General features: G+C 72.2%; 21 protein-coding genes and 1 riboswitch. Of the genes, 12 read left to right on the top strand and 9 right to left on the bottom strand.

Annotated features, from left to right (window positions below):
- Positions 1-239 precede the first annotated feature (239 nt).
- Positions 240-317, bottom strand: a riboswitch (cobalamin riboswitch).
- Positions 318-509: 192 nt separating this feature from the next.
- Positions 510-1,559: an MBL fold metallo-hydrolase gene (locus PV721_RS12565; protein ID WP_319723362.1), complete on the bottom strand. Its 1,050-nt coding sequence runs from the start codon at positions 1,557-1,559 to the stop codon at positions 510-512.
- Positions 1,560-1,739: 180 nt separating this feature from the next.
- Here PV721_RS12565 and PV721_RS12560 point away from each other — a divergent pair, with 180 nt between their 5' ends.
- Complete coding sequence (locus PV721_RS12560) at positions 1,740-3,203, top strand: aldehyde dehydrogenase (protein ID WP_319723361.1); 1,464 nt, start codon at positions 1,740-1,742, stop codon at positions 3,201-3,203.
- On the top strand, positions 3,203-3,436 hold the full coding sequence (locus PV721_RS12555; RefSeq protein WP_319723360.1) for a ferredoxin: 234 nt from the start codon (positions 3,203-3,205) through the stop codon (positions 3,434-3,436). The genes PV721_RS12560 and PV721_RS12555 overlap by 1 nt, the downstream gene beginning before the upstream one ends.
- Before the next feature lie 83 nt (positions 3,437-3,519).
- Here the strand turns inward: PV721_RS12555 and PV721_RS12550 are convergent, their stop codons facing one another.
- On the bottom strand, positions 3,520-3,894 hold the full coding sequence (locus PV721_RS12550; RefSeq protein WP_319723359.1) for a VOC family protein: 375 nt from the start codon (positions 3,892-3,894) through the stop codon (positions 3,520-3,522).
- A gap of 71 nt (positions 3,895-3,965) precedes the next feature.
- Positions 3,966-4,589 carry a TetR family transcriptional regulator gene (locus PV721_RS12545; protein ID WP_319723357.1) on the bottom strand — a complete coding sequence of 208 codons (624 nt, stop codon included), beginning with the start codon at positions 4,587-4,589 and terminating at the stop codon, positions 3,966-3,968.
- Between the two features lie 218 nt (positions 4,590-4,807).
- On the opposite strand from PV721_RS12545, the gene PV721_RS12540 reads away from it, so the two are divergent.
- The 3 genes from PV721_RS12540 to PV721_RS12530 all read left to right on the top strand — a co-directional run bounded on the left by PV721_RS12540 (position 4,808) and on the right by PV721_RS12530 (position 8,027).
- Positions 4,808-6,121: a glycosyltransferase family 4 protein gene (locus tag PV721_RS12540; protein WP_319723355.1), complete on the top strand. Its 1,314-nt coding sequence runs from the start codon at positions 4,808-4,810 to the stop codon at positions 6,119-6,121.
- Between the two features lie 92 nt (positions 6,122-6,213).
- Positions 6,214-6,948: a class I SAM-dependent methyltransferase gene (locus PV721_RS12535; RefSeq protein ID WP_319723353.1), complete on the top strand. Its 735-nt coding sequence runs from the start codon at positions 6,214-6,216 to the stop codon at positions 6,946-6,948.
- Positions 6,945-8,027, top strand: coding sequence for a prenyltransferase (locus PV721_RS12530; RefSeq protein WP_319723351.1), 1,083 nt, complete (start codon positions 6,945-6,947; stop codon positions 8,025-8,027). The genes PV721_RS12535 and PV721_RS12530 overlap by 4 nt, the downstream gene beginning before the upstream one ends.
- A gap of 13 nt (positions 8,028-8,040) precedes the next feature.
- Here PV721_RS12530 and PV721_RS12525 read toward each other — a convergent pair whose 3' ends face one another.
- Complete coding sequence (locus PV721_RS12525) at positions 8,041-8,343, bottom strand: hypothetical protein (RefSeq protein ID WP_319723349.1); 303 nt, start codon at positions 8,341-8,343, stop codon at positions 8,041-8,043.
- Positions 8,344-8,521: 178 nt separating this feature from the next.
- Between PV721_RS12525 and PV721_RS12520 the strand changes: the two genes are divergently transcribed.
- Together PV721_RS12520 and PV721_RS12515 are read left to right on the top strand one after the other, a co-directional pair.
- Positions 8,522-9,100 (top strand): hypothetical protein, encoded by a 579-nt coding sequence (locus PV721_RS12520; RefSeq protein ID WP_319723366.1) that lies wholly within the window; start codon positions 8,522-8,524, stop codon positions 9,098-9,100.
- A 52-nt stretch (positions 9,101-9,152) separates the two neighbouring features.
- Positions 9,153-9,563: a hypothetical protein gene (locus tag PV721_RS12515; RefSeq protein ID WP_319723347.1), complete on the top strand. Its 411-nt coding sequence runs from the start codon at positions 9,153-9,155 to the stop codon at positions 9,561-9,563.
- Between the two features lie 66 nt (positions 9,564-9,629).
- Here PV721_RS12515 and PV721_RS12510 read toward each other — a convergent pair whose 3' ends face one another.
- From PV721_RS12510 to PV721_RS12495, 4 genes are all read right to left on the bottom strand, one after another.
- On the bottom strand, positions 9,630-11,675 hold the full coding sequence (locus PV721_RS12510; protein ID WP_319723346.1) for a PKD domain-containing protein: 2,046 nt from the start codon (positions 11,673-11,675) through the stop codon (positions 9,630-9,632).
- Between the two features lie 132 nt (positions 11,676-11,807).
- A complete protein-coding gene (locus PV721_RS12505; RefSeq protein ID WP_319723345.1) occupies positions 11,808-12,818 on the bottom strand; it encodes an LLM class F420-dependent oxidoreductase in 1,011 nt (336 codons plus the stop codon).
- Positions 12,819-12,930: 112 nt separating this feature from the next.
- On the bottom strand, positions 12,931-13,743 hold the full coding sequence (locus PV721_RS12500) for a hypothetical protein (protein WP_319723343.1): 813 nt from the start codon (positions 13,741-13,743) through the stop codon (positions 12,931-12,933).
- A gap of 150 nt (positions 13,744-13,893) precedes the next feature.
- A complete protein-coding gene (locus tag PV721_RS12495; protein WP_319723341.1) occupies positions 13,894-14,883 on the bottom strand; it encodes an N-acetylmuramoyl-L-alanine amidase in 990 nt (329 codons plus the stop codon).
- Between the two features lie 151 nt (positions 14,884-15,034).
- Here PV721_RS12495 and PV721_RS12490 point away from each other — a divergent pair, with 151 nt between their 5' ends.
- Together PV721_RS12490 and PV721_RS12485 are read left to right on the top strand one after the other, a co-directional pair.
- Positions 15,035-16,063, top strand: coding sequence for an AraC family transcriptional regulator (locus PV721_RS12490; RefSeq protein ID WP_319723339.1), 1,029 nt, complete (start codon positions 15,035-15,037; stop codon positions 16,061-16,063).
- A 238-nt stretch (positions 16,064-16,301) separates the two neighbouring features.
- A complete protein-coding gene (locus tag PV721_RS12485) occupies positions 16,302-16,883 on the top strand; it encodes an RICIN domain-containing protein (protein ID WP_319723337.1) in 582 nt (193 codons plus the stop codon).
- Positions 16,884-16,978: 95 nt separating this feature from the next.
- On the opposite strand, the gene PV721_RS12480 is transcribed toward PV721_RS12485, so the two are convergent.
- Positions 16,979-17,623 carry a class I SAM-dependent methyltransferase gene (locus PV721_RS12480; RefSeq protein ID WP_319723335.1) on the bottom strand — a complete coding sequence of 215 codons (645 nt, stop codon included), beginning with the start codon at positions 17,621-17,623 and terminating at the stop codon, positions 16,979-16,981.
- 229 nt (positions 17,624-17,852) lie between these two features.
- Here PV721_RS12480 and PV721_RS12475 point away from each other — a divergent pair, with 229 nt between their 5' ends.
- The 3 genes from PV721_RS12475 to PV721_RS12465 are packed head-to-tail and all read left to right on the top strand — an operon-like array spanning position 17,853 to position 20,554.
- Complete coding sequence (locus PV721_RS12475) at positions 17,853-18,701, top strand: helix-turn-helix transcriptional regulator (protein WP_319723334.1); 849 nt, start codon at positions 17,853-17,855, stop codon at positions 18,699-18,701.
- A complete protein-coding gene (locus PV721_RS12470) occupies positions 18,661-18,855 on the top strand; it encodes a DUF397 domain-containing protein (RefSeq protein WP_319723332.1) in 195 nt (64 codons plus the stop codon). The genes PV721_RS12475 and PV721_RS12470 overlap by 41 nt, the downstream gene beginning before the upstream one ends.
- A gap of 43 nt (positions 18,856-18,898) precedes the next feature.
- Positions 18,899-20,554: a serine/threonine-protein kinase gene (locus PV721_RS12465; RefSeq protein WP_319723330.1), complete on the top strand. Its 1,656-nt coding sequence runs from the start codon at positions 18,899-18,901 to the stop codon at positions 20,552-20,554.
- Positions 20,555-20,568: the final 14 nt, after the last annotated feature.

Here is a 20,568-nt window from a genome sequence, read left to right as displayed (position 1 = left end):
TGGTACACCCGAGTTCTACATCTAATGATGCGGTGGCATGTGAAGATGTGTATAAGTGACAGGAGCACGGCGGAGGCGGCGAGCGCGGCTGCGCTGCGACGGACGTTCATGGGGGAGGGTGCCTCTCCTGCTGGGGAACCGGAGGCGGGCACGCACTGGCACCGGGCTCCGGCTCCGTTTACCTCGACGGTGCCGGCCGCCGGAGGATCCGGCGGCGCGAGCCGCGCACTTCCGGTACGGGGCATTCCGGCTTCCCGCCGGGTCGGTGCCGAGGGGTCACGGTTGCGGGTCAGCGCCGGATTCGCACCGGCTTCCCCCCGGACGGAAGTGTGGACGACGGCTTCACTCTACCGGCCCGTAGCCTGCCGACTCCGGGGCGCCGGGGGCCCGAGCCCCTTACAGGCCGCGCCCGAGTCCCCCGGCGGGCCGCGCCCGATTCCCGTACGCCGCCGCGCCCGATTCCCGTACGGCGCCGCGCCCGAGCCCCGTACAGCGCCGCACCGCAGTCCTCACACGGCGCGGTAGGTCACCGGGTCGGTGCCCGGGACGGCTTCCGCGCGGCCCTGTTTGACCAGGCGCCGCAGGTGGGCTTCCGCTTCCGAGACGGCGATGTTGCGGGAGCCGTACGGGATCTGCTCCCAGGGCCGGTTCCACTCCATGCGCTCCGCGAGCCCCCACGGGGTCAGCGGTTCGGCCAGCAGCGCCCACAGCCCGGCCAGCCGTTCCTCGTGGTGGTCCAGCAGTTCCCGTACGCGGGCGGGTGCGTCGGTGAAGGGGTGCTGGTGGGCCGGGAGCACCTCGGCGGGCGCCAGCCGGCCGATGCGTTCGAGGGAGTCGAGGTAGTCGCCGAGGGGGTCGGTGACGCGGGTGTCCTCCGGGGCCTCGTACAGGCCGATGTGCGGGGAGATCCCGGGCAGCAGGTGGTCCCCGGAGAAGAGGCGGCCGTTGCCGGGCAGGTTCGCCGGGTGGGCCTCCTCCAGGTGCAGGCAGACGTGGCCTGGGGTGTGGCCGGGGGTCCAGATCGCGCGCAGTCGGCGCCCGGCGAGGGGGAGCAGTTCGGCGGGGACGATCTCCCGGTCGGGCACGGCGGCGCGCAGCCCGGGCAGGGTCCGCATGCGGCCGCTCGCGCGGGCGGCCCGCAGGGGGGCGATGTGCTCCTCGGGGGCTCCTGCGGCGGCGAGTTTCGCGCTCATGTAGTCGAACCAGACGCCGGGCTCGGAGGCGCGGGTGCGGACGACGACCTCGGTGTCGGCGGCGTGCATGGTGATCCACGCGCCGGACGCCTCGCGGACCCGGCCGGAGAGCCCGTGGTGGTCGGGGTGGTGGTGGGTGATGACCACGCCGTGGACGTCGGTGACGGCGGTGCCGAGCGCGGCGAGGCCGGCGACGAGGGTGTCCCAGGACTCGGGGTCGTCCCAGCCGGTGTCGACGAGGACCGGGCCGCGGTCGGTGTCGAGGACGTGGACGAGGGTGTGCCCGAGGGGGTTGTCGGGGATGGGCACCTTGATCCCCCACACGCCTCCGCCGTGATCGGTGACCTGTGACGTGTCCTCCGGCATGAGCCCTCCGCCCGTCGCCGCCCTCTGACGAGAACGTGTTTCAGTAGTAGCCCAAGTCGACCACCTCCGGGGCTTTCTGACTAGTCGTTGGATCTTCTCCGCTGTTCCGTCCTGGCCGTGGACTCCTCGAACTAGAACTGGTATCAGTTCTGGAACGCCAAGCCGCAGGAGGCCTCAGCCATGACCGAGCTCGTGGAACACGGACAACTGTTCATCGGCGGGGAGTGGACGGATCCGCTGGGCACCGACACGATCCGGATCGTCTCCCCCCACACCGAGCAGGTCATCGGCTCCGTCCCGCACGCCTCCAAGAGGGACGTGGACCGCGCCGTCGCCGCCGCGCGCAAGGCGTTCGACGAAGGGCCCTGGCCGCGGATGACGCTCGACGAGCGCATCGCCGTCGTCACCCGGATCAAGGACGCCATCGCCGTCCGGCACGAGGAGATAGCCCGCTCGATCAGCTCCCAGAACGGGTCCCCGTACTCCTGGAGCGTCCTCGCCCAGGCGCTGGGCCCGATGATGGTCTACGACGCCGCGATCACGGTCGCGCGCGCCTACCCGTACGAGGAGCACCGCCAGGGCGTGCTCGGCCCGATCCTGGTGCGCCGGGAGCCGGTGGGCGTGGTCGCCGCCGTCATCCCCTGGAACGTCCCGCAGTTCGTGGCGGCGGCCAAGCTGGCCCCGGCCCTGCTGACCGGCTCGACGGTGATCCTCAAGCCGTCCCCCGAAGCGCCGCTGGACTCCTACATCCTGGCCGACATCGCGCGGGAGGCCGGACTCCCCGAGGGCGTGCTGTCGATCCTGCCCGCCGACCGCGAGGTCAGCGAGTACCTGGTCGGCCACCCCGGCATCGACAAGGTCGCCTTCACCGGCTCGGTCGCCGCGGGCAAGCGCGTGATGGAGGTCGCCGCGCGCAACCTCACCCGCGTCACCCTCGAACTCGGCGGCAAGTCCGCCGCCGTGATCCTCCCCGACGCGGACCTCGACACGGCCGTCGCCGGGATCGTGCCCGCGGCCTGGATGAACAACGGCCAGGCGTGCGTGGCCCAGACCCGGATCCTCGCCCCGCGCAGCCGGTACGAGGAGGTGGCCGAGGCCCTCGCGGCGGCGGCCGGCGCGCTGGTCGTGGGCGACCCCCTCGACCCGGCGACCCAGCTCGGCCCGCTCGTGGCCCAGCGGCAGCAGCAGCGCTCCCTGGACTACATCCGGATCGGCCAGGAGGAGGGCGCGAAGGTCCTGTCGGGCGGCGGCCGTCCGGCGGGCCTGGACCGCGGCTGGTACGTGGAGCCCACCCTCTTCGGCGACGTGGACAACTCCATGCGGATCGCGCGCGAGGAGATCTTCGGCCCGGTGGTCTGCCTGATCCCGTACGGGGACGAGGCGGAGGCGGTACGGGTGGCCAACGACTCGGAATTCGGCCTGAGCGGCAGCGTCTGGACCGGCGACGTCGAGCACGGCATCGACTTCGGGCGGCAGATCCGCACCGGCACCTTCAACGTCAACACCTTCAGCCTGGACATGCTCGGCCCGTTCGGCGGCTACAAGAACAGCGGCGTGGGCCGGGAGTTCGGCCCGGAGGGGCTGAGCGAGTACCTGGAGCACAAGATGATCCACCTGCCGGCAGGCTACGAGGCGGGTGCCTGATGGGTGACCGCTGGCAGGTCGAGGTGGACCGGGGGGTCTGCATCGGCTCGGGCATGTGCGTGAACCACGCCCCGGACGGCTTCGTCCTGGACTCGGCGCGCCAGTCCCACCCCCGCACCGCTCAGTCGGACGCGAACGAACCGATCCTCACGGCGGCGGAGGGCTGCCCGGTGGAGGCCATCCTGATCACCCTGGCCGCCACGGGCGAACCCGTCTTCCCGCCGGAGGAGTAGGGGGTCGTGTGGTCGAAGCGGCGCTGCCGGCGGCACTTCGGCCCCGGTGCCGTCCCGCCTCGCGTCCCGGCGTCCGGCGAGGCCTACTTCGTCATTTCGGCCGCGCTCCGCTCGACGCAGAACTCGTTCCCCTCGGGGTCGGCGAGGGTCACCCAGCCGCCCCCGTCGGCCCGCCGGTGGTCGCCGACGAGGGTGGCGCCCAGGGCGAGGACGCGTTCGACCTCCTCGTCGCGCGTCCGGTCCTGCGGCTGGAGGTCCACGTGCACCCGGTTCTTCACGGTCTTGGTATCGGGCACCGTCACGAAGAGCAGGGTCGAGCCGGGCGCCCTGACCAGTGCCTCGGGGTCCCCGGGGAAATCGTCGTCGGCGAGCGAGCCGTCCAGGACGGCGGCCCAGAACTGCCCGAGGCGGTAGGCGTCGGAGCAGTCGATGGTGAGGTGTCGCACGAGAGAAGCCATGCGGCGGACTATCGATCATGCGTCCGGCCGCTGTCCACCGAAATAGTCCGGCGCGTGACCCAGCGGCTGCTTCAGGCCTTTTCCGGGGCCGTCAGGTCGATCAGACGGCACACCATCTCGATGTCGATCTTGACCTGGGCGATCGAGGCGCGGCCCGAAAGCCACGTGATCAGCGCCGAGTGCCAGGTGTGCTCGATGACCCGGACCGCCGAGAGCTGCTCGGCGGTCGGCGGGCCCTCCAGGCCCATCGCGTCCAGGATGATCGCCGTGGTCAGCCGGGACACCGTGTCCACCTCGGGGCTCACGCTGCGGTCGGCGAAGGTCAGGGCCCGCACCATCGCGTCGGCCAGCTGCGGTTCCCGCTGCAGGGCGCGGAAGGCCCGCATCAGGGTCTCCGCGACCCGGGCCGCGGGATCGTCCCCGGCCGGCGGGCGCTTGCGCAGCGTGGTGTGCATGTGCTGGAGCTGGTCCTGCATGGTGGCGACCAGCAGGTGCACCTTGGACGGGAAGTAGCGGTAGAGCGTGCCCAGCGCCACGCCGGCCGCCTCCGCGACCTCGCGCATCTGGACTGCGTCGAAACCGCCCCGGCTGGCCAACTGCGCGCTGGCGTGCAGGATCCGGCGGCGGCGGGCCTCCTGGCGCTCCGTCAGGGGAGGCGACGCCGGTGTGGTGACGGCCTTCACTTCCGCTGTCATGTGTCCCGTTCCGTGTCGTTGCGCGGGCCGATTCCGGGCTGGTCCGCAGTCAGCATGGCAGGCGCCGCAGTCGTGGCGCGAATCACCTGCTCCGCCTCTTACGGTGTAGTTTCCGGCCGGTAGATTCAATGCTCTTCGACGGATCAAGTCTGAAACTTGTTCTACATTATCCGAGCGGTTACGCTCCGGCGAAAGTTGCAGGGAGAAGGGGGCCGAGAGTGACCGCTGAGGCCATGGTGACGAGCCCTTTCGCGGGTTCCGCCACCGACGGCGACCGCCCGCTGCGCATCGCACTCCTCACCTATAAGGGGAACCCGTTCTGCGGCGGCCAGGGCGTCTACGTCCGCCACCTCTCGCGCGAGCTCGTACAGCTGGGGCACTCCGTCGAAGTGATCGGCGCGCAGCCCTACCCGGTGCTCGACACGGGCGCCTCGCTCACCGAGCTCCCGAGCCTGGACCTGTACCGCAGCCCCGACCCCTTCCGCACGCCCAAGCGCGAGGAGTACCGGGACTGGATCGACGCCGTCGAGGTCGCCACCATGTGGACCGGCGGCTTCCCCGAGCCGCTGACCTTCTCGCTGCGCGCCCGCCGCCATCTGGCCGCGCGCGCGGGGGACTTCGACGTCATCCACGACAACCAGACCCTCGGGTACGGCCTCCTCGGCGAACTCGGCGCACCACTGGTCACGACGATCCACCACCCCATCACCGTCGACCGCAAGCTCGACCTCGACGCCGCGCAGGGGCGGGTGAAGCGGGCCTCCGTGCGCCGCTGGTACGGCTTCACCCGCATGCAGGGCCGCGTGGCCCGCAGGCTCCCGTCCGTCCTCACCGTCTCCGGATCCTCCAAGCAGGAGATCGCCCAACACCTGGGCGTCCGGGACGAGCGCATCCATGTCGTGCACATCGGCGCCGACACCGACCTGTGGTCGCCGGACGCCTCCGTCGCCGAGGTACCCGGCCGCATCGTCACCACCTCCAGCGCCGACGTCCCCCTCAAGGGGCTCGTGTACCTCGTCGAGGCCCTCGCGAAGCTGCGCACCGAGCAGCCCGAGGCCCACCTCGTCGTCGTCGGCAAGCGCGCCGAGCAGGGGCCGGTCGCCCGCGCCATCGAGACGTACGGCCTCCAGGACGCCGTCCGCTTCGTCAAGGGCATCACCGACGCCGAACTCGTCGACCTCGTCCGCAGCGCCCAGATCGCCTGCGTCCCCTCCCTCTACGAGGGCTTCTCGCTCCCGGCGGCCGAAGCCATGGCCACCGGCACCCCGCTCGTCGCCACCACCGGCGGTGCGATCCCCGAGGTCGCCGGGCCCGACGGCGAAACCTGCCTCGCGGTGCCCCCGGGCGACGCGGGCGCACTGGCCGCCGCGCTGGGCCGGCTGCTGGGCGACCCGCACCTGCGGGCCCGCCTCGGCGCCGCCGGGCGCGAACGGGTCCTGACCCGCTTCACCTGGGCCAAGGCCGCCGAAGGCACCGCCGCGCACTACCGCGCCGCCATCGAGCAGGCCGCCCGCACCCGCCGCGCGCGGTGACCTGCCGCGCGCGGTGACCTGCCGCGCGCGGTGACCCTCCGCCTCATCCACACCCCCGCCCCACACCCCCGCGACCGCGAAGGCAGGACCCCGTGCTGACCGTCGATTTCTCCCGGTTCCCGCTCGCCGCAGGCGACCGCGTACTCGATCTGGGCTGCGGCGCAGGCCGGCACGCCTTCGAGTGCTACCGGAGAGGCGCCCAGGTGGTCGCCGTCGACCGCAACGGCGAGGAGATCCGCGAGGTCGCCAAGTGGTTCGCCGCCATGAAGGAGGCCGGCGAGGCCCCGGCCGGGGCCACCGCCACCGCCATGGAGGGCGACGCCCTCGCCCTGCCCTTCCCCGACGACTCCTTCGACGTCGTGATCATCTCCGAGGTCATGGAGCACATCCCCGACGACAAGGGCGTGCTCGCCGAGATGGTGCGCGTGCTCAAGCCCGGCGGGCGCATCGCCATCACCGTCCCGCGCTACGGCCCCGAGAAGATCTGCTGGGCGCTCTCCGACGCCTATCACGAGGTCGAGGGCGGCCACATCCGCATCTACAAGGCGGACGAGCTGCTCGGCAAGATGAAGGCCGCGGGCCTCAAGCCGTACGGCACGCACCACGCGCACGGGCTGCACTCCCCGTACTGGTGGCTCAAGTGCGCCTTCGGCGTCGACAACGACAAGGCGCTGCCCGTCAAGGCGTACCACAAGCTCCTGGTCTGGGACATCATGAAGAAGCCGTTGGCCACGCGGCTCGCCGAGCAGGCCCTGAACCCGCTCATCGGCAAGAGCTTCGTGGCGTACGCGACCAAGCCCCACCTCCCCGTGGGCGCGACCCAGTGAGCTCGCCCGGGCGCACCGAACACCTGGTCCTGGACGGCGTACTGACCGCCGAGCAGGCCGCCGCGACGGTGGCGGGCATCCTCGCCGCCCAGCGCGCGGACGGGGCCATCCCGTGGTTCCGCGGGCACCACCTCGACCCGTGGGACCACACCGAGGCCGCGATGGCGCTGGACGCGGCCGGTGAGCACGAGGCCGCCGAGCGGGCGTACGCGTGGCTGGCGCGGCACCAGAACCAGGACGGATCCTGGTACGCGGCCTACGCCGACCGGCCGGACGGCGTGGACACCAGCGAGCCGCAGGACGCGAGCCGCGAGAGCAATTTCACCGCCTACATAGCCGTCGGCGTCTGGCACCACTACCTCTCCACCGGCGACGACACCTTCCTCGACCGCATGTGGCCGGCCGTCTACGCGGCCGTGGAGTGCGTCCTGACGCTCCAGCAGCCGGGCGGCGAGATCGGCTGGAAGCGGGAGGCCGACGGCACCGCCGTCACCGACGCCCTCCTCACCGGCTCCTCCTCCATCCACCAGGCACTGCGCTGCGCCCTGGCCATCGCCGAGCACCGCGAGGAGCCGCAGCCTGACTGGGAGCTCGCCGCGGGCGCCCTGCGGCACGCGATCCGGCGCCACCCCGAGCGGTTCCTCGACAAGAACCACTACTCGATGGACTGGTACTACCCGGTCCTCGGCGGCGCCCTGACCGGCGCCGAGGCCAAGGCCCGCATCGAGCAGCGCTGGGACGAGTTCGTGGTCCCGGACCTCGGCGTGCGCTGCGTCCTGCCCAACCCGTGGGTGACGGGCGGCGAGTCCTGCGAGCTGGCCCTCGCTCTGTGGGCGACGGGGGAGTCCGACCGGGCCCTGGAGATCCTGCGGTCGATCACCCACCTGCGCGCCGACAACGGCATGTACTGGACGGGCTACGTCTTCCAGGACGAGGCCGTCTGGCCCGTGGAGCAGACCACCTGGACCGCCGGGTCCCTGCTGCTCGCCGTGGCGGCGCTGGGCGGGGACGAGGCCACCACCGAGGTGTTCGGCGGGGCCTCGCTCCCGGCCGGACTGGAGCCGGACTGCTGCGGCTGAGCCGTGGCCGGCGTCAGCGCCGGTAGAGCCAGCCGGCTACGGCGTGGCCGACGAGGAGGTAGACCACGGCGGCCACGCCGTAGCCGAAGACGACCTGGACCCATTCCTTGCTGAAGGTGAACAGGTCGTAGGACCAGCCGGCCAGCCAGCTGGCGGTGTCGTGGACGAACTCCACGAGCTCGTTGCCCCGGTTGGCGTCCAGCAGGTACATCAGGATCCACAGGGCGATGACGAAGGCCAGTACGTCCGCCACCAGTGCGACGGCCCGCCCGGCCTGACTGCTTCCGCGTGCGCTTGCTCGGGTGTGTGTGGGCATGTCGCTCGTGTTGCCGCGTTGGCGGACGGCAAACCCGAACGGGTCCCGCGGGTGGCGGGGCCGGGGGACCGGGGCGAGGCTGCGGGGGACACCTCAGTCCCCGGAGGAAACCGTGTCCGTACCCTCGACCGTCCGATTCCGTCGCGCCGTCACGGCGGTGGTCCTGGCCACCGCGCTGATGGTCGGCGCCACCGCATGCGGCAGCGACGGCGGTGGCAGCCGGCAGGAGGAGCTCTCGGCCGCCTCCATGGGGGAGCTGGCCGCGCTGACGGCCGCCGAGCCGTCCGCCGTCGAAGCCGACGAGCTGGCCGCCGCCGCGGAGCCCTCGCCCACCACGAGCGCCGAGAAGCAGAAGTTCGCCAAGACGCGCTTCGTCGCCAACGCCGGGCTCGCGGCCGGGGCGACGTACCAGTGGATCATCAAGCCGTACCGGGCGGGCAAGTTCAAGAAGGGCGCGAAGGGCCGTACCTTCGCGCTCATCAAGGCGGGCCTCGCGGGAGCCTTTGCGTACAACCGGCTGAAGGCGGCGTCCGACAACGCCAAGGGCGACCCGCTGCTGTCGAAGGCGATGGCGCCGCTGACGGCGGGCATCGCGTCCCTCAAGGGCCTCGGCACCAAGTTGCGCAAGGGGGAGGCCGGCGACGCCGACATCAGCTCCTTCGACGACGTCATCAGCAGCGTCAAGGAGGCGGGCAAGAGCGCGGGCGCCGAGGTCGTCGACAAGGTCCCCAGCACGTCCCAGCTGAGCGGCGGCTGAGCCCGCCCGCCGCCCGGCCCGGCGGCGGGTTCCGGCCTGTTTCAATGGGCGGATGATCGAGTACGTGTTCCTCGCCGCCGGGGCCGCCGGGGCCGCCGGAGCCGCGTGGCTGCTGCGGCGCAAGCACCTCGCGCGGACGGCCGACGGGCCCGTGCCCGGGATTCCCGGGATGGCGCGCCGGCCCGCCGGCGAAGGCCGCTGGCGGGCCGGCCGGGTGTACGCCGACGGGGGCGCGGCCCGCTGGGTCCCGCAGCGCGGCGAGCCCGTACCGCTGCCCGGTGGCCGGGCCACCGGGGTGCGGGTCCCCTCCGTGAAGGAGGGCATCGTCATCAACCCCGGCTCGCGGATCGTCACCTGTACCTACGGGGACGGCGGGAGCATCGAGATCGCCGTCATGCCGCTGGACCTGCGCGAGCTGCTGGAGGCCGTCCCCCGGGCGGACACGGACACCCCCTCGCCCTGACACGCCGGGAGCCCCGGTCACCGCGGTGTGCGCGGTGGCCGGGGCTCCGGTGTGCTGCGGGTGGGGTCAGCCCCGGGTGAAGTAGCCGAACAGGTCGGTGATCACGTGGTTGCTGCCGCCGTAGCTGTTCCAGATGCTGACGCGGCCGTCCGCCACGGGGGTCGTGACGTGGTTGGGGACGGTCTCGCCGGGGCGCGTCTGGAGGCTGCTCGCCTCGGGCCGCGTGCCTCCGTGTCCGTAGACGGTGAGGAAGCCGGGGCCGGTGGTGTCGGTGGCGGTGACGTTCAGGGCCGCGCCGACGGCGCCCGCGGGCAGTCCGGCGACCGAGGCGGTGGCGCCGGGGGCGAGCTTGCCGGTGGTGCGGCTGTCGGCGAGGCGCTGCGGAACGGCGGGCGTGAAGAGGGTGCTGCCGTTCTTGGCGTAGTAGCCCACCGCGTCCAGGATCAGGTGGGTGGAGCCGGTGTTGGTGTAGAGGGTGACGGTGCCGCCGGGCCCGACGGGGACGAGGGCCTGGTTGGACTTGTCCTTGCCGGGGTCGAGGTTGAGGTTCGAGGTGACCGGCCGCTTGTCCGGCTCCGGGTAGGCGATGACGTGTGCCTGCTCGGTCGCGCCGGTGGCGGTCAGGTTGAGCGCGACGGCGGTGGCGTCGGCCGGGATGCCGTTGACCCCGGCGACCTTCACGGTGCGGGTCTGGCCGCCGCCGAGGGCGCCGCCGGTCGTACGGGTGTCGACGACGCGGGTCGGGGCGAGCGGCGAGAACCGGTCGCCGCCGCCCGGCTGGTAGTAGCCGACGAAGTCGACGATCAGCGCGGCCTTGCCGGAGTTGAGCTGCGCCGAGAGCTTGCCGTCGGCGCCCACCGGGACGGTGACCGTGTTGGAGGAGGTGCCGCCCGCCTTGACGTTGACGTTCGAGGTCACCGGACGGGGCTGGCCCGACGGCCAGACGCTGAGGTGGGTGTCCTCGGTGGCGCCGGTGACCGTCACGTTCACGACCGCCGCGGAGGCGCCGGCCGTGTGGTGCGGGCCCGAACCGGTGAAGACGACCGGCAGGGAGAACGCGGTGGCGGTACCGCCCTGGACGGGGGTGTTGGTGGTGCGGGTGTCCAGGACGCGCGTCGGACGCTGGGAGACGTAGCCGGCCGGGGTGTAGGCGACCTGCACGGTCCGCTCGGCCGTGGAGGTGGCGCCCTTGACGTCCAGGAGGGTCGTCGTCACCTTGTACGTGCCGGGCTGCTGGTAGGCGTGCCGGACCGGCTCCAGAGCGGTGCGGCTGTCCTTCGCGCCGTCACCGAAGTCCACGTCCACGCGCTGGACCGGCCACGGCACGGTGGAGGTCCGCGGGTCGGCCTCGACGGACAGCGGGGGCACGAACTCTCTGGGGGCGTTCGCGTTCGGCAGGACGGGCTGCGCGGTGAAGACGGTGGTCAGCGGGGTGGCCGGGGTGACCTTGGCCGCCACGGAGGTGGAGACCTGCTGCCGGACCTTGTTGGACACCGTCACCTTGACCGTGCACGCGCACGGCGTGCCGTACACGTGCTCGGCGGTGGCGGCCGAGGTGACGACCGGGGCGGTGCCGTCGCCGAAGTCGTACGCGTAGGTGAGCGCGGTGAGCCAGCGGCTGTCCGCCGTGGCCTTGACCTTCACGGTGGTGCCGGCCGGGGCCCAGCCCGGTTCGAGCTCCGCCCGGACGCTGCGCAGGTCGTCGTACAGCTCGAAGGCGCCGCGGTCCAGGTACCCGCCGTCCTTGCCGGTGTTGGGTACGCGCGGGTCGTCCCCGATCTCCCGCCCGAAGTGGTCGGTGAGCAGCACGCCCGGCGCCGTCGCGTCGGCGGAGTCGATCGTGGGGGAGCCGTCCACCGCGTCGACGCCCGCCTTCGACGGGGTCAGGATGTCGTGCGCGCCCTGGCCGGTCCCGGCGTGGAGGGCCGCCTGGTCCGGGTAGGTGGCGCCGGCCCACTTGTAGGCCACCCGGTCGGCGGTGAAGGGGCCGGTGATCAGGTTGTAGTCGGCGCGGGTGCCGGTGGCCGCGGTCTGCGCCACCTCGATGCCGTAGCGTGCGCCGGGCTCTGCGCAGAAGGGTTCCTTCGAGCAGAGGACGACGTGGGCCGCCACGGGTGCGGCGCTCGCGACCGTATGAGGCCAGTTCCCCCCGGCGGCAGTCGGGCGCACGCGAAACCCGTAGCGGCGAAGATCATCATCCACTTTCAGTCAGCCGCTGTCACTTCCGATGGTCCGATCTGAGCGCTAGCTGTTGAGTTCCGCCAGGACGCGCAGGGTGTGCGGGTCCGGGGCCGTCACGAGGAGGTCGGTGACCGGGCCCTTGCGCCACAGTTCCAGGCGTTCGGCGATCCGCTCGCGGGGGCCGATCAGGGAGATCTCGTCGGCGAAGGCGTCGGGGACGGCCAGGACGGCCTCCTCCTTGCGGCCGGCGAGGAAGAGTTCCTGGATGCGGCGGGCCTCCTCCTCGTAGCCCATCCGGGCCATCAGGTCGGCGTGGAAGTTGCGGGCCGCGTGGCCCATGCCGCCGATGTAGAAGCCGAGCATCGCCTTGACCGGGAGCAGCCCCTCGGCGACGTCGTCGCAGACCTTCGCGCGGGCCATCGGCGCGATCATGAAGCCTTCGGGGAGGTCCGCCAGCGCGGCCCGGTAGACGTCGGTGCGGGTCGGGGACCAGTACAGGGGCAGCCAGCCGTCCGCGATCCGCGTGGTCTGGGCGATGTTCTTCGGTCCCTCGGCGCCCAGCAGGAGCGGCAGGTCCGCGCGGAGCGGGTGCGTGATGGGCTTCAGGGGCTTGCCGATGCCGGTGCCGTCCCCGCCGCGGTACGGGTGGCTGTGGAAGCGGCCGTCCAGTGCGACCGGGCCCTCGCGGCGCAGCACCTGGCGGATGACGTCGACGTACTCGCGGGTCGCGGTGAGCGGGCTCGCGGGGAAGGGACGCCCGTACCAGCCCTCGACCACCTGCGGCCCGGACAGACCGAGGCCCAGCATCATCCGGCCGCCGGAGAGGTGGTCCAGGGTGAGGGCGTGCATGGCGGTGGCGGTCGGGGTGCGCGCGGCCATCTGCGCGATGGCCGTGCCGAGCCGGATCCGCGAGGTGTGCGCGGCGATCCAGGTCAGCGGGGTGAAGGCGTCCGAGCCCCAGGCCTCGGCGGTCCACACCGAGTCGTAGCCGAGGCGCTCGGCTTCGGTGGCGAGGTCGAGGTGGGCGGGCTGGGGGCCGCGGCCCCAGTAGCCGAGTGCGAGTCCGAGGCGCATGTACGTCCCTCCGCGGTGCCGACAGCCGTATCTGACGATGCGTCAGGAGACTGTAGGGCAACGGCCCCCCGCCCGGAAGGGCGGGGGGCCGTCGTGTGCACCGGAGCTGCGCTCAGCCGCGCTGGATGCCCGAGGTGTCGTTCAGGATGCCGCGGCGGCCGTCCTGGGTCTGGGCGACCAGGGTTTCCGGACCGCGCTGCTCGACGGCCAGGTACCAGGTGCCCGGGGCGAGTTCGGCGATCGGGGTGGGGGTGCCGTCCTCGGCGAAGAGGGGGCGGGCCACCGGGACCGCGAACCAGAACGGGGTGAAGTCCGCCGCCGGGGCGGGCGCCGGAGCCGGCTGGTGGGCCTCCTGCGGGGCCGGCGTCGGCGTGCCGCCGTACGGCGGGACCGGCTGCGGGGTGGAACCGTAGGGCTGCTGCCCGCCCGGGTAGCCGTACCCGGCGCCCGGCTGGGGCTGGCCCGGCTGGCCCGCGTACGGCGGGACGGCGGCCGGCTTCGGCTCCGGCACCAGCTGGCCCGCGAGGGCCGGGATCTTCGCCCCGGCCACGGCCACGCCGGCCAGCGCCAGGGTCGCGAGGAAGGCGAGGACGGAGCCGGCGCCGAGGTCGTAAACGCTCGGGCACTTGATCAGGGACCACAGCGCGGACCAGGCGGCCGACACGGCGAGCACGGTGCCCCACGCCGCCAGCGGCAGGCCCAGGACCTTGCGCGTCTCGGGCTGGAAACGTCCGGCGATCAACAGGCCGGCGGCGATGAAGCCGAGCAGGAAGACGCTGGGTAGCACCAGGGAGCCGGCGGCGTTCCATGCGCTGGGCATGTCCACACCTGTGGCGGAGTAGAAATCGAGGAACGAGGCGATGAACAGCAGCACCGCTGCTCCGATCACCACGCCGTCGCCTCGAGTGAGGGAGCGGATGTTCACGTCTTAGGTGTCCTTCTCGGTCTCGGTCGTCTCGTGGTGCCGCGGTCGCAGATCGCGCCTGCACAAGGCGGGCGGCACCATGGTACGGAGGTTCCCCGCAGCCGAGAGGATCGGGGCGGCGAGCAGCCCCGGCGGGGCTGCCGAGGGGGACTACCCGCCGAGGAAACCGACGATGCCGTCCGCGATGCCCTGTGCCGCCTTCTGCCGCCACTCCGGACTCGTCAGCTGCGCCGCGTCCTTGGCATCACGCATGTTGCCGCATTCGATGAACACCTTGGGCCGAGTTGACAGGTTCAGTCCGCCGAGGTCGTCGCGGACGACCAAACCGGTACCGCTGCCGAGGTAGTTGGCCGGGGCCGATCCGGTGGTGCGGGCGAAGTTCCCGGCGATCCGCTCGCCGAGCTCGCGGGAGGGTTCGACGATCTTCGCGGTGTCGGCGCCGCCGCCCTTCACCTTGGCCGGGAGGATGACGTGGAAGCCGCGGCTGCCCGCGGAAACCCCGTCGGCGTGGACGGACACGACGGCGTCGGCGTCGGCCTCGTTGCCGATGCGGGCCCGCTCGGTGATGCACGGGCCCCACGGGCGGTCCTGCTGGTGGGTGAGGATCACCTTCGCACCCTGGGCCTCCAGGGCCGCCCGCAGGCGCAGGGACACGTCGTAGGTGAACTCCGCTTCCATGTACCCGGAGTTGGTGGTGGTGCCGGTGGTGTCGCACTCCTTGCGGCCGGTTCCGATGTCGACCTGCCGGTTGATCTCGTCGGTGTGCTTGAAGTTGCCCGTGTTGTGGCCGGGGTCGACGACCACGGTCTTGCCCGCGAGCGGGCCCTTGGCGGGAGCCGGTACGGGGGCTGCCGCGGGCGAGCTCGCGTCCGTGCTCGGGCTGCCGCTCGGAGTGGAACCCGGCTTCGCGTCCCGCTGGCCCGGCGCCAGGGCCGAGTGCGAGGCGGGCAGCGGCCGGGGCTGCTGCTGCCCGTCGGACCCGGAGCCGGACAGCACCTGGGTCAGCACCCAGCCCGCCAGACAGGCCGGGGCGAGCGCGGCGACCCCGACGACGAGCGTGGAGCGTCGGGTGAACCAGGGCCGGTCCGGACTGACCGAGGAGCCGGACTCGGGGGGCGGGAAACCGTCGTCTTTGCGCACGCGGCGATGCTAGACCGCCGGCCCCCGGCCCGTACGGACCGTGGGCCATCCGAGGGCGCGGTGCGCTTATATGACGGATATATGGCGGGCCTGTCTCTCCCCCGGCCGATAGATTCCGGAGTTCATCTGAAGTTACCGGGGGGTTTACCAGATGTCAGACAGCAGCGCAGTCGGTTCGGAGGCCGGGGCCGGGACCGAGGCCGAGGCCGGGACGGGAAGCCGGGGTCTTCTCTTCCGGGGGAGCGACGTCGAGGAGCTCAGTGACCTGATACGCGTGCGGTTCGCGCCCCATCGATTAGCCGTCCTGGCCGATCATCCGCTGGACGGCCGTTTCCGTCGTGTCCACGAAGGGACGGTCGCGATCTATGAGCTGGGGTACGGCTCGGAGGTCGACGTCACGCCCGAAGCGCCGCTGGACTTCTACAACGTCCATGCCCCGCTCGCCGGCGGTGGCGCCGTGACCGTGAACGGCAAGTCGCTCTCCTCCCCGCTCAGCATCGCGGGACCGGGACAGAAGCTGACGATGCGCTGGAGCCATGACAGCGTGAACCGGACTTTGATCATCCCGCGCCAGAGCATCGACCAGGCCCTTGCCGTCAGGCTCGGCGACCAGCCGCAGAAGCCTCTGGACTTCGCTCCGGTCTTCGACGAGCGGGCGGACGCGGTGAGGGCGTGGCTGAACGTGGTGCAGCACTTCGCCGAATTCGCCGGTTCCGCCCTCGCCGCCCGTTCGCCCCTGGCGATCCGGCACTTCGAGCAGCTCCTCGTGAACGGCCTGCTGGACGCACAACCCCACATGCTCAGCGAGGCGGTGGCGGGCCGCGACCGCGTCGCCCTGCCCAGCGCCGTACGGCGCGCCGCGGTCTTCTGCGCCGAACACGCCGGCGAACCCGTATCGGTGGCCGACATGGCGCAGGCCGCCCGGGTCGGCGTACGGAGTCTGAGGGAGGGCTTCCGGACGCACATGGACACCACTCCGCTGGCGTATCTGCGCAGTGTGCGGCTGGACCTCGCGCGCCGCGACCTCCTCGCGGTCGCCGAAGGCCAGGTCTCGCAGACCGTCACCGATGTGGCGCTGCGCTGGGGGTTCACGCATCTGGGTCGCTTCACCGGACACTATCGCAAAGCCTATGGAGAGACCCCTTCGCAGACGGTGCGCAGCGCCCGCCCCGTCAGGTGAACACGGCGGGCCGGGCTCTGCGCTATCCGGAAACGTGTCCCCGCCCCGCCGAAAGCGGATAGCTGGACGACTCCGACCAGAGCCATGCTGAGGTCCTGTCGGCCCGGACCACTGCCGACGGTGCACGCGAGACATCTCCTGCGGCCACATTCGAGGGTGCCGGGCGGGATGCCTCGGGCCGCTGGAAGCGGCTGTTTCCAGACCAGGTTTCACATCAGCAAACGGGGAGAACCTCTTCATGCAGCTCAAGCGAACCCTTGCCGTCGGCGCGTCCGCCTTCGCCCTGTCCCTGTTCGTCGCACCGGCGTCGGCGACGGCACTGGAGGCGGAGACCGGCGCCGGCGCCTCCACGCCGCTCCTGGCCCAGTTCATCGAGGGGGGCGGTACGGCGGACTTCGCCCTCCAGGCCGAGCCCGCCATCGGGTACATCATCAACCAGAGCGGGAAGTGCCTCGAGATCTCGAACTCGTCCACCGCCAACGGCGCGCGGGCCCAGCAGTGGGACTGCAAGAACCAGCCCGGCGCGAAGTGGGGCATGGCCGACGCGGGTGGCGGCACCTACTACCTCGTCAACCCCCGCAGCGGCAAGTGCCTGGAGATCGAGAACTCGTCCACCGCCAACGGCGCGCGGGCCCAGCAGTGGGACTGCAAGGGCCAGGCCGGCTCGAAGTGGAGGTTCTACGTGGTCGCCGGCCAGGCCGCGAAGGTCGTCAACGCCAAGAGCGGCAAGTGCCTGGAGATCGAGAACTCCTCCAAGTCCAACGGCGCGCGCGCCCAGCAGTGGGACTGCAACGGCCAGCTCGGGGCGTACTGGCACTAGGCACCCACGCCCGATCGAGAACCATGACCTCCGTGCGGTCCGGATCGCACGGAGGTTCCTTCATGCCCCGACCGGAGCCGGAGCCGGTCGCAGTACTAGATGCCGGACCCGGTGCGGCGCAGCACGCGCAGCGAGTCGGTGACCGAGATCTCCTCGAAGGCGCCGGACGCGAGGGCCCGCAGGTAGATCCGGTACGGGGCCTGCCCGCCGTCGGCCGGATCCGGGAACACGTCGTGGATGACCAGCGTGCCGCCCTCCGCGACGTGCGGGGCCCAGCCCTCGTAGTCGCCGGTGGCGTGCTCGTCGGTGTGGCCCCCGTCGATGAAGACGAAGCCGAGCTTGCCGCCCCAGGCGGCGGCGACCTGCGGGGACCGGCCCACGATCGCGATCACGTGGTCTTCGAGACCGGCCCGGTGCAGGGTCCGGCGGAAGGTGGGCAGCGTGTCCATCAGGCCGATCTCCGGGTCCACGACCGTCGGGTCGTGGTACTCCCAGCCCGGCTGCTGCTCCTCGCTGCCCCGGTGGTGGTCGACGGTGATCGCCGCCACGCCGGCCTCGCGGGCGGCGTCGGCCAGCAGGATGGTGGACCGGCCGCAGTACGTCCCGACCTCCAGGAGCGGCAGCCCGAGCCCGGCCGCGGCCGCGGCCGCCTCGTACAGCGCGAGCCCCTCCCGTACGGGCATGAACCCCTTGGCGGCCTCGAAGGCGGCGAGGGTCTCCGGCTTGGGGTGGGCTGCCATGGGTTCCTCCTGAGCTGCGACTGGTCGGCCCATGCTGCCCTACCGCCGGGTAGGGGTCCATGCCGGGGCCCTGGCGGGCGGTCCCGACCGGTCCTGGCGGGGGGGCGGGCACAACCTCCGTGCGCGGGCTGACCGAGGCCGGGCCGATTGCGTGATTCAGGCCATCTGTCCGCAGCCGGGCGATTACGCTCGGCTACGGAACGAACAACGGCTTGGGGGTGACCGTCCCATGGTCAGCACGCGCGATCTCGATCCCAGCGCCTCACCGCTGGACTACTACGGCTACGAGCTGCGCCGGCTGAGAGAGGGCGCCGGGCTGAAGCAGTCACAGCTGGGCGACATCATCTACTGCACCGGCTCGCTGATCGGCCAGGTGGAGAACACGAAGCGGGTGCCGACGCGGGACTTCTCGGAGCGGGTGGACGCGGCGCTGGGGACCGACGGGCACTTCTCCCGGCTGGTGGGGCTGGTCCTGCGGAGCGTGCTGCCGACGTGGTTCCAGGCGTACGCGGAGATGGAGGCCCGGGCGGCGTACATCTCCTCGTTCCAAGCGCAGCTGGTGGACGGTTTGTTGCAGACCGAGGCGTACGCGCGGGCAGTACTGGGGGCGTGGAGCCAGGAGAACCTCGACGCGAAAGTGGCAGCCCGGATGGAGCGGCAGCGGATCCTGGACCGCGATAATCCGCCACTGAGTTGGGCGGTGCTGAGCGAGGCCGTGCTGCATCAGGAGGTCGGTGGTCGGGAGGTCATGAGGGAGCAACTCGTCCACTTGCTGGCCATGCAGAGGCGCAAATGGGTGCAAGTGCAGATCCTGCCGTTCGAGGCGGGAGCCCATGCGGGGCAGATGGGGTCGTTCACCCTCCTGCGGCTCGAAGACGAGCATGACCTCGTCTATACGGAGGACTTCGTCCAGGGCCATATGACGGCCAATCCGCAGGCTCTCAAGGAAGGTTCGCTCCGATACGATCATTTGCAGGCCGCCGCCCTGCCACTGGAGGATTCGGCGGCACTGATCGCCCGCGTATTGGAGGAGCGCTATGGACAGCAACCAGCACCTGACGGGCGTGAAGTGGCGTAAGTCCTCGTACAGCGGTGACACCGGCGGGCAGTGCGTCGAGGTCGCCGCTCAGCCCGCTCTCGTCGCCGTCCGGGACTCCAAGAACCCCGAGGGGCCCTTCTTCACCGTCCGCCCCGCGGCTTTCTCGGCGTTCGTGAGGGCCGTCTCTGTATGATCCGCTCCCTACTGGGGGCAGGGGATCCGGGGGAGCAGAGGTTATGGAGCACGTAGGGCCGGGCGGCCCGACGCACGTGGGGCCGTTCGAGGTCGTCGGCGTGCTCGGGCAGGGCGGGATGGGCCGGGTGTTGCTGGGTGCCGGGCCGGACGGGCGGCTCGTCGCCGTCAAGCAGGTGCTCGCGCACTTCGCGGACGACGAGGGCTTCCGGGCCCGGTTCCGGCGCGAGGTCGCCGCCTCGCGCAAGGTGTCCGGGGCGTACACGGCGGCCGTGATCGACGCCGATCCGGATGCGCCGACGCCCTGGCTGGCCTCCGTCTTCGTGGCCGGGCCCTCGCTGGGGGCCGTGGTCAAGGCGGTCGGGGTGCTGCCGGAGGATGTCGTACGCCGCCTCGCGGCCGGCCTGACCTCGGCCCTGGCGGAGATCCACCGGGCCGGGCTCGTCCACCGGGACCTCAAGCCCGACAACGTGCTCCTCGCCGAGGACGGCGTACGCGTCATCGACCTCGGCATCGCACGGGTCACGGAGGGCGAGGCCGAGGGCGACACAGGGCTGACGCGTACGGGGTGGGTCGTGGGTTCGCCCGCGTACATGTCGCCCGAGCAGGCCGAGGGCAAGCCGCTCACGCCCGCCAGCGACGTCTTCTCGCTCGGTTCCGTCCTGGCCATGGCGATGACGGGCCGCAGTCCCTTCGCCGGCACCTCCACCCTCCGGACGCTGTACGACGTGGTGCACGGCGAGCCGGACCTGAGCGAGGTCCCGGCGGGGCTGCGCGACCTCGTCGCGCGCTGCCTGGCCAAGGATCCGGAGGCCAGGCCGTCCCCGGCGGAGCTGCGCGAGCTGATCGGGCCGGTGAGCCCGGCGGGGCGGCAGTGGCCCTCCGCCGTGTACGGGATGCTCGCCGCGCAGCGGGCGCAGATCGACGGGCTGCTCGGCGGTGGCCCTGCCGCCGAGCCGGAGCCGTCGCCGCCCCTCCCGGAACCCACGCACGTGCCCGCGCCCGAACCCGAACCCGCCCCCGTACCCGTACGGGAGGACGAGCAGGCCCCGGCGCACACGCAGGACGCGCCGCCGCCCGTACCGAAGGCCCCGCCCGTTCCTCCCCGCCCGACGGAGCCGCCCACCGAGCCCGGCCCGGGGTCCCGGAGCCCGTGGCGCGGCCGGCGGCGGATCACGGCCCTCGCGGCCGCCGCGGTGCTGCTGGTGGCCGGCACCGGGGTGGTGGCGTACGTACGGGACCGGATGAACGCCCCCGTCGCCTACACGGCCCTCCCCACCTGCGTGGAAGCCGCCGGCACCCTGCCGTTGAAGGCTCGGGAGCCCTCGCTGGACACGCGCTCCAAGGAGACCTGGGGCGTGCGCATGGGCTGCACCTGGAAGGGGCTCGGCAAGACCGCCGCGCCCCGCGCCCTGGTCCGCTGGGAACTCAGCCTCGGCGGGGACGCTGCGGGCAACGCCGGAGCCCAGCGGGCACGCTTCCGGGTGGACGCGGCCGAGAAGAGCACGGAGCCGGCCCTGGACTTCGGGACGGAGTCCTACTGGGGGAGTGCGGGCCTCGACTGGACGTGCGTCCTCGCCGTGCGCGAGGGCAACCTCTCCGTCTGGGTGGGCCTGGACGAGAGCGTGTACACGAAGTCGGCCTGCCAGGAGAAGGCGAAAGCGGTCGCCCGGGCCGCGCTGAAGGCCGCCGAGCGCTGACCCGACGCCCGCGC

Source organism: Streptomyces sp. MB09-01, from assembly GCF_033794505.1.
Taxonomy (GTDB): domain Bacteria; phylum Actinomycetota; class Actinomycetes; order Streptomycetales; family Streptomycetaceae; genus Streptomyces.
Note: the sequence above shows the minus strand (reverse complement) of the source record. Positions and strands in the feature narration are given on the sequence as shown.

Excerpts from the sequence above, each read along its gene's own strand:
- PV721_RS12480 (WP_319723335.1), bottom strand. The coding sequence starts at position 17,623 with ATGGCAGCCCACCCCAAGCCGGAGACCCTCGCCGCCTTCGAGGCCGCC.
- PV721_RS12525 (WP_319723349.1), bottom strand. The coding sequence starts at position 8,343 with ATGCCCACACACACCCGAGCAAGCGCACGCGGAAGCAGTCAGGCCGGG.
- PV721_RS12490 (WP_319723339.1), top strand. The coding sequence starts at position 15,035 with ATGTCAGACAGCAGCGCAGTCGGTTCGGAGGCCGGGGCCGGGACCGAG.
- PV721_RS12475 (WP_319723334.1), top strand. The coding sequence starts at position 17,853 with ATGGTCAGCACGCGCGATCTCGATCCCAGCGCCTCACCGCTGGACTAC.
- PV721_RS12555 (WP_319723360.1), top strand. The coding sequence starts at position 3,203 with ATGGGTGACCGCTGGCAGGTCGAGGTGGACCGGGGGGTCTGCATCGGC.
- PV721_RS12550 (WP_319723359.1), bottom strand. The coding sequence starts at position 3,894 with ATGGCTTCTCTCGTGCGACACCTCACCATCGACTGCTCCGACGCCTAC.
- PV721_RS12515 (WP_319723347.1), top strand. The coding sequence starts at position 9,153 with ATGATCGAGTACGTGTTCCTCGCCGCCGGGGCCGCCGGGGCCGCCGGA.
- PV721_RS12565 (WP_319723362.1), bottom strand. The coding sequence starts at position 1,559 with ATGCCGGAGGACACGTCACAGGTCACCGATCACGGCGGAGGCGTGTGG.
- PV721_RS12560 (WP_319723361.1), top strand. The coding sequence starts at position 1,740 with ATGACCGAGCTCGTGGAACACGGACAACTGTTCATCGGCGGGGAGTGG.
- PV721_RS12505 (WP_319723345.1), bottom strand. The coding sequence starts at position 12,818 with ATGCGCCTCGGACTCGCACTCGGCTACTGGGGCCGCGGCCCCCAGCCC.
- PV721_RS12545 (WP_319723357.1), bottom strand. The coding sequence starts at position 4,589 with ATGACAGCGGAAGTGAAGGCCGTCACCACACCGGCGTCGCCTCCCCTG.
- PV721_RS12520 (WP_319723366.1), top strand. The coding sequence starts at position 8,522 with ATGGTCGGCGCCACCGCATGCGGCAGCGACGGCGGTGGCAGCCGGCAG.
- PV721_RS12485 (WP_319723337.1), top strand. The coding sequence starts at position 16,302 with ATGCAGCTCAAGCGAACCCTTGCCGTCGGCGCGTCCGCCTTCGCCCTG.
- PV721_RS12465 (WP_319723330.1), top strand. The coding sequence starts at position 18,899 with ATGGAGCACGTAGGGCCGGGCGGCCCGACGCACGTGGGGCCGTTCGAG.
- PV721_RS12470 (WP_319723332.1), top strand. The coding sequence starts at position 18,661 with ATGGACAGCAACCAGCACCTGACGGGCGTGAAGTGGCGTAAGTCCTCG.